The organism is Gaetbulibacter sp. M240, assembly GCF_043876815.1.
Taxonomy (GTDB): domain Bacteria; phylum Bacteroidota; class Bacteroidia; order Flavobacteriales; family Flavobacteriaceae; genus Gaetbulibacter_A.
Genome location: NZ_JBAWKA010000001.1, coordinates 188,990 through 201,499 on the forward strand (window position 1 = coordinate 188,990; position 12,510 = coordinate 201,499).

At 37.2% G+C, this 12,510-nt stretch carries 9 protein-coding genes; 8 read left to right on the top strand and 1 reads right to left on the bottom strand.

Annotated elements, in window-relative coordinates; genetic code table 11:
• Positions 1–117: 117 nt before the first annotated feature.
• From hppD to V8G61_RS00880, 8 genes are all read left to right on the top strand, one after another.
• Entirely contained in the window at positions 118–1,278 is a 1,161-nt protein-coding gene (hppD, locus tag V8G61_RS00845; RefSeq protein ID WP_394873529.1) for a 4-hydroxyphenylpyruvate dioxygenase, read from the top strand.
• 315 nt (positions 1,279–1,593) lie between these two features.
• Positions 1,594–2,373, top strand: coding sequence for a DUF3108 domain-containing protein (locus V8G61_RS00850; protein ID WP_394873530.1), 780 nt, complete (start codon positions 1,594–1,596; stop codon positions 2,371–2,373).
• Positions 2,374–2,380: 7 nt separating this feature from the next.
• Positions 2,381–3,298 (top strand): tryptophan 2,3-dioxygenase family protein, encoded by a 918-nt coding sequence (locus V8G61_RS00855; RefSeq protein WP_394873531.1) that lies wholly within the window; start codon positions 2,381–2,383, stop codon positions 3,296–3,298.
• Positions 3,256–4,602, top strand: coding sequence for a peptidoglycan DD-metalloendopeptidase family protein (locus tag V8G61_RS00860; RefSeq protein WP_394873532.1), 1,347 nt, complete (start codon positions 3,256–3,258; stop codon positions 4,600–4,602). The genes V8G61_RS00855 and V8G61_RS00860 overlap by 43 nt, the downstream gene beginning before the upstream one ends.
• A 3-nt stretch (positions 4,603–4,605) precedes the next feature.
• Positions 4,606–6,225: a glucose-6-phosphate isomerase gene (gene pgi / locus V8G61_RS00865; RefSeq protein WP_394873533.1), complete on the top strand. Its 1,620-nt coding sequence runs from the start codon at positions 4,606–4,608 to the stop codon at positions 6,223–6,225.
• A gap of 160 nt (positions 6,226–6,385) precedes the next feature.
• Entirely contained in the window at positions 6,386–9,628 is a 3,243-nt protein-coding gene (locus V8G61_RS00870) for a carboxypeptidase regulatory-like domain-containing protein (protein ID WP_394873534.1), read from the top strand.
• Between the two features lie 123 nt (positions 9,629–9,751).
• The gene (locus V8G61_RS00875) at positions 9,752–10,813 is read left to right on the top strand and encodes an endonuclease (RefSeq protein WP_394873535.1); all 1,062 of its coding nucleotides are present in this window, start codon (positions 9,752–9,754) and stop codon (positions 10,811–10,813) included.
• Between the two features lie 97 nt (positions 10,814–10,910).
• On the top strand, positions 10,911–11,351 hold the full coding sequence (locus tag V8G61_RS00880; RefSeq protein ID WP_394873536.1) for a hypothetical protein: 441 nt from the start codon (positions 10,911–10,913) through the stop codon (positions 11,349–11,351).
• Here the strand turns inward: V8G61_RS00880 and V8G61_RS00885 are convergent.
• Positions 11,348–12,409, bottom strand: coding sequence for an endonuclease/exonuclease/phosphatase family protein (locus V8G61_RS00885; RefSeq protein WP_394873537.1), 1,062 nt, complete (start codon positions 12,407–12,409; stop codon positions 11,348–11,350). The two genes, V8G61_RS00880 and V8G61_RS00885, sit on opposite strands and share 4 nt — an antisense overlap.
• Positions 12,410–12,510: the final 101 nt, after the last annotated feature.

Below are 12,510 nucleotides of genomic sequence, written 5' to 3' on the forward strand. Positions count from 1 at the left end.
TGGGAGCTTTTTCCTGCTTTCCGCTATATCTTTTGTTGAAAAAACAAAAGGATGCCGCTGCAATCAGGGCTAGGGCAACAGAGTAAAGTTTAGACAACAGAATTAAAATTAGAAGACATGAGTAAAGACATAAAATCAGTAGACTACGGTCTGGAAAAAATATTTGCCGGTGCACAGGACTTTCTGCCGCTCCTAGGCACCGATTATGTAGAATTCTATGTAGGTAATGCTAAACAAGCGGCTCATTTTTATAAAACCGCTTTTGGTTTTCAGTCACTGGCCTACAAAGGATTAGAAACCGGCTCGAAAGACACGGTAAGCTATGTATTAAAGCAAGACAAGATTCGCTTGGTGCTTACCACGCCTTTAACTAGTAAAAATCCTATTAACGAACATATTGTAAAACACGGCGACGGCGTAAAAGTCATAGCACTTTGGGTTGAAGATGCCCGAAAGGCATACGAAGAAACTACAAGTCGAGGAGCGAAATCGTTTATGGCTCCGGTTGTAGAAACTGATGAGCATGGTGAAATTGTAAAAGCAGGGATCTACACCTATGGAGAAACGGTACACATGTTCGTGGAGCGTAAAAACTATAAAGGTACTTTTATGCCCGGTTTCAGACCCTGGGAAAGCGATTATAACCCAACACCTGTTGGTCTGAAATATATCGATCACATGGTAGGGAATGTAGGCTGGGGCCAAATGAATACCTGGGTGAAATGGTATGAAGACGTGATGGGTTTTGAAAACTTTTTGTCGTTTGATGACAAACAGATCCATACAGAATATTCGGCCTTGATGAGTAAAGTGATGAGTAATGGCAATGGGCGTATTAAATTTCCTATCAACGAACCCGCCGAAGGAAAAAAGAAATCACAGATCGAAGAATACCTTGATTTTTACGAAGGGGCCGGCGTACAGCACATAGCTGTGGCTACCGACGATATTGTTAGTACCGTAAGCCAGTTGCGAGAACGTGGCGTGGAATTTTTAAGCACCCCACCTGAAGAATATTATAAAGCCGTTCCCGGACGATTGGAGCAATTCAGTCATGAATTGCGAGAGGACATCGAGACCTTAAAAAATTTAGGTATCATGATCGATGCCGATGAAGAAGGCTATTTGTTACAGATATTTACAAAGCCTGTGGAAGACCGACCTACCTTGTTCTTTGAGATCATTCAACGGATGGGTGCACGCGGTTTTGGGGCAGGGAACTTTAAAGCCTTATTTGAATCTATTGAGCGCGAACAAGCTAGTAGGGGAACGCTTTAATTTTTAATAGAAATAAAAAAAAGGCCGGTTGATTTAGGGTGTAAGACCTTATTTGAAGCGGCTTTTTGCGTTAGGGATTGTACTGAAAAGCCCGCAGCCTTTTGGCGCGGCCTTGTAAGGGAAAGCCCGACCGCCGGCGCAGACGGTGGAAACGCCCAAATATCAGATTTTAAAAAACATCAAATAAACGTTAAGAAAACCTTATAATCTGTGGTGTTTGAAGAATTTTCATATTTTTGGAACAGTAATTGTATTTTGGTGTGATGAACAATAAATGTAAATTTTAAAAGTTACATACCCAAATACCCAAACCCTATGACGAAAAAACTACTTTTTTTAGGAATTCTATGCGCAATGCTTCAAGTGAGTTTTGCTCAAAATTCGTCGTTTAAAGATGGTGAATGGTTCAAGTTCAAGATGAGCTACAGCGGATTTTTAAAGGCGGGGAATGCCACTTTGAGCGTTAAAGAAACGAGTCTGGGTGACAAACCGGTTTACCATGTGGTTGGTAAAGGCTGGACTACCGGTATGATTAAGTGGTTTTTTAAGGTGAACGATCGGTATGAAAGTTATTTTGATAAAGAAACATACCTGCCTTATAAATTTGTGCGAAATATTTACGAAGGTGGTTACACGAAGAATTTAACCATAGATTTCGATCAGGAGAATCATAAGGCGCATGTTAATGATAAAAAGCACGGTGTCCAATCGGTTTTTGATACCAAACCAAACATTCAGGATATGGTGTCAACCTTTTATTATTTGAGGAATAATTTAGATACGGAAAGCCTGAAACCGGGAGATGAAGTGATGGTGGATATTTTTTTCGATGAAGAAAATTATGGTTTTAAATTGAAGTATTTAGGTAAAGATCGCATTGAAACTGATTTTGGTCAAATTGATGCCTTGAAGTTTAGACCTTACGTGATGGCCGGACGTGTTTTTAAAGAGGAAGAAAGTTTAACCCTTTGGGTTTCTAATGACAAAAATAAAGTACCTTTACGCATTAAAGCTGATCTGGCCGTAGGGTCACTTCGAGCTGATCTTGAAGCCTTTAAGGGCTTGAAATATCCGTTTGAAATTCATATAAATTAAAGCTGAATTGGACTCTGAACTTGAGAAAGCACTGGAAGAAAAATATGCCGCAATTGATCAAGACGTCGATGCGCATCTGGAAGGGCTGTTACATAGTAAACCATTAAATTATTGGGATTATATTCAAACAGATGCTTTGTTGAGTCTGCAGGTGCAACGCACGGTGTTTCCTGATGAGAAGGTATTTATAATGTATCATCAGATCTCAGAGTTGCTATTTAAAATGATCCTGAGTGAGATCGAACAAATTGCAGAACACAAAGCTTTAACTACAGCGATCTTTACAGATAAGATTATGCGAATAAGCAGGTACTTTGATGTATTGACATCTTCATTTAGTATTATGAAAGACGGGATGGATGTGGCGCAGTATAATAAGTTCAGAAAAACCTTGACACCTGGCAGTGGTTTTCAGAGCGCACAATACCGTAAAATAGAGTTTGCTTCTACGGAATTGACCAATTTAATTGATAACAGGTTTCGTGATACGATCGATAGGAACTCGTCATACGAGAATGCTTTTGAACACTTGTATTGGCAAGCTGCGGGAAAAGATTATAAAACAGGTAAAAAAACGTATACATTAAAAACGTTTGAAGCAAGATATAAAGCAGAATTTATTAGATTTACAAAATTTTATTATCAGAATAATTTGTGGTGCAAATTTAAAGGGTTGCCAGAGGCGGATCAGAAAAATGCAGACCTCATTAAAGCGATGAGACACTACGATTACACGGTTAATATTAAGTGGGTTATGGCGCATTACACCACAGCCAATCATTATTTGAACATTGGAGGACACACCGCGGAGGCCACAGGAGGTAGTGAATGGGTAAAATATATGCATCCAAAATATCAAAAAAGAATATTTTTTCCGGATTTATGGACAGAAGAAGAGTTAGCACATTGGGGACACGATGTTTAATTGCATTAATAGTATTTTTAGGGTTATTTACAGCCTGTAAAAATGAGGAGAAACCACCGAAAGAAGAAGAGGTGGTGGCCAAAGTTGAGAAGCCTAAAGACATTTTTGAATTCGGGTTTAAGCTGAACGATTTTATCGTGAAACGCGATACCGTTGAAAAGAATGAGAGTTTCGGACAGATACTGGAACGCAACCATGTTGGGTACCCCCGGATTTTTAATATCGCTCAAAAAGCGAAAGACACCTTTGACATAGCTCGTTTTTTACAAGCAGGAAAACCATATACCTTATTATGCGCCAAAGATTCTCTTGAAACAGCACAATGTTTTATTTATCAGCCGAATCTGGAAGATTATGTAGTGATCAATTTTAAGGACTCTATGATTTCTGCTTACAAGAGTAAGAAGCCTATTAAATTTGTAGAGAAGATTGCTACGGGTGTTATTAATGACAATATTTCTTTGACTCTGGAGGAAAAGGGTTTGAGTCCGCGTTTAGCGTATATGATGGCCGACGATATTTATGCCTGGACCATTGATTTTAGACGTTTACAACCTGGTGATCGTTTTAAGGTGATGTATACAGATAAGTATATTGATGATACAATATATGCCGGTGTTGATAAGATAAAGGCTGCCTTTTTTGAACACAATAAAGAATCGTTTTATGCCTTTCGATTCACTACAGATACAGTTAAAGGTATTGTAGATTATTTTAGTGATGATGCCAAAAATTTACGTCGGGCATTTTTAAGAGCTCCTGTAAAATTTAGTCGTGTATCATCCCGATATAATTTACGGCGTCGTATTGCCTACTATGGCAACAGGATAAGACCGCATAAGGGAACTGATTTTGCGGCGGCTGTAGGGACGCCTATTATGGCTACAGCCAACGGTACAGTAACACAATCTAGTTATACCGGGGGTAATGGCAAGTACGTTAAGATCCGCCATAATGCAACCTACGAAACCCAATACTTACATATGAGTCGCCGCAACGTAAAAGTTGGGCAATTCGTAAAACAGGGCGATATCATTGGATATGTTGGAATGACGGGAAATACCGCCGGACCTCATGTGTGTTATCGGTTTTGGAAGAATGGCCGACAGGTAGATCCTTTCCAGCAAAAGCTGCCTGAGGCAAAACCTATTTCAGATTCTTTAAAGAAGAAATTCTTAGATTATATAGAACCTATCAAAAAAAATATAGATGGTATTCCTTTTGAGATTTCGGAAGCCTCCGGAAATTTTAGTGTAGCCGAAAATGATAGTATAGATGCCAACCTAATGTCTTACAACCCTTAATTTATGACCTTACCAAGTGTAAATCCCACGACAACTGCTGCATGGAGAAAATTACATAACCATTACCAGGCAGTTAAAGATGTGCATATGAAATCCATGTTTGCCGATGACGATAAACGTGCTGAAAAATTTTCTATTGCCTTTGATGATTTTTATGTAGATTTTTCTAAAAATCGGATAACAGAAGAGACCTTCAAATACCTTTTGGAATTAGCCGATGAGGTTAAGTTAAAAGAGGCTATTGAAAGTCAGTTTTTAGGAGAGATCATTAATAAAACAGAGGGGCGAGCGGTATTGCATACGGCGCTTCGGGCTCGGGAAGACGCACGGTTTATTGTGGATGGTGTGAATGTTATGCCTGAGGTATATGCTGTGAAAGATAAAATGAGAACTTTTACCCAAGAGGTATTGTCAGGCGAGCGTAAAGGATTTACCGGAAAACCTTTTACCGATGTTGTAAATATTGGTATTGGAGGTTCTGATCTAGGACCAGCGATGGTTGTGGATGCCCTTAAGTATTATAAAAATCATCTTACGACTCATTTTGTGAGTAATGTGGATGGCGATCATGTGAATGAGGTGATTAAAAATTTGGATCCGGAAACCACATTGTTTGTGGTGGTCTCTAAAACATTTACGACACAAGAAACCATTTCAAATGCAAATACGATTAAGGACTGGTTTTTAAAAACCGGTAACCACGAAGCTATTGCCAAGCATTTTGTGGCAGTGTCTACCAATATTGATTCCGTGAAGGCCTTTGGAATAGACCCGAACAATATTTTTCCAATGTGGAACTGGGTGGGTGGCCGTTTTTCTCTTTGGAGTGCCGTTGGACTGAGTATCAGTTTAGGTATAGGATTTGAAAATTTTGACGCCCTGCTGCGGGGAGCCAACAAAATGGATGATCATTTTAGATCCACCGATTTTAAAGAAAATATTCCTGTTGTTTTGGCTTTGATCAGTGTTTGGTACAACAACTTTTTTGAGGCAGAAAGCGAAGCTATTATACCCTATTCTCAGTATTTAAATCAGTTTGCTACCTATCTGCAACAAGGTATAATGGAGAGTAATGGAAAAAGTGTGGATAGAAATGGTAACTTGATAGATTATCAAACGGGAACCATTATTTGGGGTGAACCCGGAACCAATGCCCAACATGCTTTTTTTCAGCTGATCCATCAAGGGACGAAATTGATTCCTGCGGATTTTATTGGCTTTAAAAAATCCCTGCATGGTAATAAAGATCATCAGGATAAATTAATCTCTAACTTTTTAGCACAAACAGAAGCCTTACTGAACGGAAAAACAAAAGCTGCTGTTGAGGCCGAAGGGACCTCTAAAGAAATTCTACCTTTCAAAATATTTGAAGGAAACAAACCTACCAATACCATTTTTATTGATAAGTTAACACCGGAAAGTCTTGGTAAACTGATAGCGATGTATGAACATAAAATATTTGTTCAGGGTATTATCTGGAATATTTTTAGTTACGACCAATTTGGGGTAGAACTAGGAAAACAACTGGCTACTAAAATTTTACAAGAATTTAACAGTGCTAGTAATAACGAACATGACTCTTCTACCGCTAGTTTATTGAGTTATTACAAAAGCAGCAGTTAATTAAATTACATATTATTATTAATATCGCAAAAAAGGGATCAATATTTTAATATTTATCCCTTTTTTGGTTATAATTATTATTAATATTTGTTAACAAATACTTAACATTTAATACCCTGTAATACTTATTTTTGCCTTGACAAATTTTAAATAATTAATTATGAAAAAAACTACTCAATTTTTATTTTTGGTTGTGAGTTTGATTACGGTGACATTTTCGTTTGCCCAAACTACAACTTCTGCTCTTAATGGGCGTATTACCGATACTAGTGGTGAACCCCTTCCAGGAGCTAATATTGTTGTCAAGCATATTCCTACAGGAACTGTTTATGGAGCAGCAACTGATATGGAAGGATTTTACAGAATATCAAATATGCGACCTGGAGGACCATATTCTGTATTAATTAGCTACGTTGGATATTCAGAGTTTTCAGAAGAAGGACTTCAATTAACACTTGGACAAACCACTTCAATTAACAAACAATTATCTGAGTCAGCTAGCGCTTTAGATGAAATTGTTATTACTACATCACGTAACAATGTTTTTGATTCAAATAGAACAGGAGCTGAAACTACAGTAAGTAAAAGAGACCTTTTAACGATTCCTTCTGCTTCAAGATCTATTGCTGATTTCTTAAGAGCTACACCACAGGCTCAGTTAACTGAGGGAAGTGATGGATTTTCAGTCTCATTAGGAGGGCAAAACAATAGGTTTAATAGTGTCACAGTAGATGGAGCCGTAAGTAATGATGTATTTGGTCTTGCTGGTTCTGGTACAGATGGTGGACAAACGGGAGCTAACCCTTTTTCAATTGATGCTTTGGAACAAATTCAAATTCAATTAGCGCCTTTTGATGTTAAAATATCTGGATTTACAGGTGGAGCTATTAATGCTATTACACGTTCTGGTTCAAACAATGTAGAGGGATCTATTTATACTTATTTTAGAAACCAAGATTTGGCAGGAAAAACACCAACTGCTTTAACTAACGAAGGTGATACAAGAGAAAAGTTAGCTGATTTTACTGCACTTACTTATGGTATTCGAGTAGGAGCTCCTATTGTTAAAGATAAATTATTCCTTTTCGTTAATTACGAAAAACAGGATAATGAAACGCCTCAGCCTTTTAATATCAGTAATTATAGAGGTGATTCATCAGCTGCGGATTTAGAAGCGTTAAGACAATTTATGATTTCTACTTATGGTTATGATCCAGGTGTTTATGATAATAATACGTCTACTTTGGTAAATAACATGGTAACTGCAAAGTTAGATTGGAATATTAATCAAAATCATAGTATATCATTAACACATAGGTTACAGGATGTTGATAACTTAGAGGCCAGAAACTCGTCTAATGGTACAATAAATTTTCTTAACGGATCGGAGTTGTTTGTTAATAAGACCAATGCAACTACTTTACAATGGAATTCTTCTTATAGTAATAAGTTTGCGAATAGTATGACTATTAGTTACAAAACAGTTAGGGATGATAGAGATCCTCTAGGAAGTCCTTTTCCAACTGTGCAATTAGAGGATGGTGATGGTAGAATCATTTTTGGATCTGAGCCATTTTCAACAGCCAATTTATTAAATCAAGATGTGTTTACATTTACAAATAATTTTGAGATTTTTAAAGGAAGACATACAATAACTCTCGGTACACACAATGAGTATTCTAACATGGAGAATTTATTTTTCCCTTATAACTATGGATACTACGAGTTTGATAATAATGGGATATCAACTGGGGTAAACCAATTTATAACAGGTCAAGACTCTGATTTTTACCAACATGGTTATTCACTTGTTGGATCTGGAATAGTTGGTGATGAATCTGCGGGTAAGTCAGAGTTTAATGTGTTTCAAGCTGGGTTTTATGCTCAAGATGAGGTACAAATGTCTGACAACTTCAAATTAACTGCTGGTATTCGATTTGATATTCCATTCTGGTCTGATGGTCCAGTAAACGAAGACTTTAATAATAGAACAATTCCATTGCTGGAAGCAGCAGGAAAAGATTTACAAGGTGCTAGAGTTGGTCGTGGTGTTAGCACTACGGTTCATGTATCGCCTAGAATTGGATTCAACTGGGATGTTAATGGTAATAAAACAACTCAAGTTCGTGGTGGATTAGGTGTTTTCACATCTAGATTGCCGTTAGTTTGGCCGGGCGCAACTTATAATAATAATGGCGTAACAGGAGGATTCACTCTAGGTTTTGGAGGTACACCATTTGAACCAGATGTAAATAATCAGTTCGAAGATGTAACACCAGGTTCAGGAGGAACAGGAGGTCAAGTAGATTTATTTGCTTCAGATTTCAAATTGCCACAACGATTTAAAGTAAATCTTGCAGTAGATCAAAAATTACCTATTTGGGGATTAATAGCTAGTGCAGATGTTATTTGGAATGATAATATCACAGATATTTATTATGAAAATTTAAATCTAAAAGGTCCTATAGGAAATTTATCGGGAGCTGATAACAGACCAGTTTATGATAGAAGTGATGAAATAGATGACACCTATGGTCTAGTTATTTTAGCCTCAAATACTGGAGCAGGAAATTCTTGGAATGCTGCCTTTACGTTAAGAAAACCATTTGAAAATGGATTTGCAGGACAAGTATCTTATTCTTATGGGGAAGCAAATGCTATTTTTGATGGAACATCTTCTCAAAACAGTTCGCAATGGAGAGGTATTCAAACTGTGAATGGTAAAAATTCAAATTTACCCGTTAGTAGGTCAGATTTCTCTCAAGGTCATAGAATTTCTAGTAATATGTCTTATGAGATAAATTGGAATGATAATATTAAAACAACCGTTGCATTATTCTATAATGGATCTCAAGGACAACCTTTTTCTTATACTTACAGAGAAGGCAGGGATATTCTAAATGATGACTCAAGGGATAATGCATTAATGTATGTTCCAGCAACAGCTAGTGAAATTGTTTTACAGGATAGATCAGGTTCTGCTGTTGGTACAGACGATGAATGGGCATTATTAGATAGTTACATTAGTAATGATGAGTATTTAAGAACCAGAAGAGGTAAATATGCAGAGAGAAATGCTTCTAGAGGACCTTGGAGTCATATTGTAGATTTTAAATTGTTACAAGATATTTCTTTCCCAGCAATGAAAAAGAAGAATACGTTACAATTATCAATAGATATTTTCAATTTTACCAACTTATTAAATAAAGATTGGGGAAGACAAACATTTGCGTTTAGTAATACTCAAATATTACAAACAGTGGATGCAGGAGGTCCAGGTGGAACACCTGTATTTAGTCTAAGAGAAAATGTTCTTGAGAATGGTCCTGTATTATTTGATGATAGTGGAATTCAAAGCTCAAGATGGCAAGCACAAGTTGGTTTAAGATATACTTTTAACTAAAGGTTTGTTTTTATTAATATTTAAAACCACTTCTTAATGAAGTGGTTTTTTTATGATGTATTAGTTCATTTTTCTTTTAAATACTGAATAAATCAGTTACTTTTATTTGCCCAAATTTAAATCATGAACCATTATCTTTTAGGTCTTTTTTGTTTTTTATTATCTCTTAATTGCAACTCTGGTAGTAGCGGAAATGCCAACCCGATAGATACAGGTCCCCCGGAAGCAAATGACGATTTTTACAATACAGCTGCCGGCCGGCCATTAGTTATGGAAACTTTATTAACCAACGATATTCTGGTGGATTCAGCGGTTATTTCTGATTTTGATAAAACCACATTAGAAGGTGGAACTGTGCTTCATAATAATGATGGAAGCTATACCTACACGCCGCCTGTAAATTTTATTGGTGATGATGCCTTCACTTATACGCTATGTGATAATAGCCAGCCCTCCGATTGTTCTCAGGCAAAGGTAACTATTGCGGTTGCTCCGGTTATTAAATTTAATATCCCTTCCCAGGTTGCAGACTATTACGATTCTGTGGTATTTGCTGATAATACTGATTACACCTTCAAAGTTTTAAAGAACCTTTCCATCGAAAAACACACAACCATTTTATCCTACGGACAGCGCCATAATTATCTTTACAATGCTGATGCCGATCTGGCTAATCCGGATAATGTGATCTTGATGTATTCCGGCGAAAGCCGTTATTGGAAAGAATATACCTCGGGAAACAATCCCTATTCACCGCAAACTTTTAACACCGAACATATTTATCCACAATCCTTATTGCAAGCCAATGATGCCGTTACCGATTTGCATCATTTAAGAACCTGCGATGCCGGAGTAAATAGCAGTCGTAGTAATTATCCGTTTGCTGAGGGCAGTGGATCTTATGAAAGGTTGGCTAATAAGGGATGGTATCCCGGCGATAGTTGGAAAGGCGATGTGGCGCGCATGGTAATGTATCTCAACATTCGCTATGGTGAAACCTTTGATAAAGTAGGGGGAATCGAATTACTTTTAAAATGGCATGTTGAAGACCCCGTTTCTCCTTTTGAGCTTCAACGTAATGCCGTAATTTATGGAGCACAAGGCAATCGAAATCCTTTTATTGATAATCCATATCTGGCTACTATGATCTGGGGTGGCACACCAGCCGAAAATACCTGGGAATAAATACTAATGGTCAAAAATGAAAAAGCACCTTTTATGCAAATGATTTATTAAATGATTAATTAGTACATTTGTTAAAACTAATATATAGATTCTACCCATGTACGAAACCATTCAACTACTACACTCATATTGGGCCTATCTTGTGCTTGTTATGCTAATCTTTGCCAGTATTAATGCTATTTACAAATCGGCAACCGGAAAGGAGTATAAAGCCAAAGATTTTAGGTTATCATTATTCACTTTAATTGTCTCACATATCCAGTTACTCATTGGTTTATTATTATATTTTGTGTCGCCAAGGCTACAGTTATTTAGTGAGTTAGGAATGGGAGCTGTTATGAAAGACTCTATAAATCGTTTGTACCTTGTAGAGCACCCTCTGGTAAATATAATCGCGATAGTACTTATAACGATAGGGTATTCGAAGCATAAAAAGAAATTAACTTCAACTGCTAAGCTCAAAAAAATAGCTATTTTTTATAGTTTGGGATTGATTTTTTTATTGTCCAGAATTCCCTGGGATGCCTGGTTATCTTAAGGCGAAACCGTTTTTAGTTTCTTTATCAAATAAATATACACCGGGAAATGATCGCTAAATCCATCGGTAAACCCCCTATTGCCCCAACTACGTAGGGGATATCCTTTGTAACGCCCGTCGGGGGTTACTATATAACGTTTGTTATATATACCAGCCTTATAAAACTGGAAACCTTTATAATTTTTATCCACTAAAGAACGGGACATTAAAATTTGATCGAATAAACTCCAGGCATCGCGATAGGCCGTAGTTCCCAGGCCCTGGCGAAAAAATTTCTCGTACGGATTATAGATACTACTTAGCCCCAAACGACTCGTTTTTCCTTTCGATTGTAAACCTTTCTTTAAACTATAACTCGTAGGATCATCGTTAAGGTCACCCATGATAATGATTTTAGCATAGGGGTCTTTTATCAATAGAGAATCTGTAATTCTCTTGGTGAGTTTAGCCGCTGCCAATCGTTTGTATCCTGACTGTTTTTCGCCACCACGACGAGATGGCCAGTGATTCACAATGAGATGGATGACTTCGCCATCCAACTGACCACTAACCACCAGTTGGTCTCGGGTAAATTCGCGTTTTCCTGTTTTATTATCAGAAATTTTAAGTTCATAACTCTGGCTTGATATAGGAACAAATAAACGTTTTTGATAAAGTAGGGCTACATCAATACCTCTAAGATCAGGTGAATCGTAGTGCAAGATTCCATAATTTTTGCCCAAGAGTAAGGAATCGTTTGCCAGATCCTGCACAACAGTTTTATTTTCTACCTCAGAAATGCCAATAATGGCTGGAGAATCATGACTTTCATCACGGCCAATATCGGATAAAACCTGGGCCATGTTGTTTATTTTTTTCCAGTAAGCTTCGGATCTACTCGCCTTCATTTCCATCATGGGGCTGTACTCGTCCAAAGTGTTGGGGTTGTTAATGGTATCAAATAAATTTTCGAGATTATAAAATGCGATGGTTCGGATTTTATACGGGTTGCTTTGCGCAGAAGCGGTGGCCAATATGCTCAAAAAGAGCCATAAAATGGTAGTTCGTCGTAGGTTCATGACAAAAGATTTGGGATTATTGCGAAAAACAACAACCAAAGTTACATTATTCTGATAAATGCTGTACATTTTGACAGTTAAAAAGGAATTATTGCTGTTAG

Coding starts and splice junctions, on each gene's coding strand:
- hppD (WP_394873529.1), top strand. CDS start 118: ATGAGTAAAGACATAAAATCAGTAGACTACGGTCTGGAAAAAATATTT.
- V8G61_RS00850 (WP_394873530.1), top strand. CDS start 1,594: ATGACGAAAAAACTACTTTTTTTAGGAATTCTATGCGCAATGCTTCAA.
- V8G61_RS00860 (WP_394873532.1), top strand. CDS start 3,256: ATGGACAGAAGAAGAGTTAGCACATTGGGGACACGATGTTTAATTGCA.
- pgi (WP_394873533.1), top strand. CDS start 4,606: ATGACCTTACCAAGTGTAAATCCCACGACAACTGCTGCATGGAGAAAA.
- V8G61_RS00870 (WP_394873534.1), top strand. CDS start 6,386: ATGAAAAAAACTACTCAATTTTTATTTTTGGTTGTGAGTTTGATTACG.
- V8G61_RS00875 (WP_394873535.1), top strand. CDS start 9,752: ATGAACCATTATCTTTTAGGTCTTTTTTGTTTTTTATTATCTCTTAAT.
- V8G61_RS00880 (WP_394873536.1), top strand. CDS start 10,911: ATGTACGAAACCATTCAACTACTACACTCATATTGGGCCTATCTTGTG.
- V8G61_RS00885 (WP_394873537.1), bottom strand. CDS start 12,409: ATGAACCTACGACGAACTACCATTTTATGGCTCTTTTTGAGCATATTG.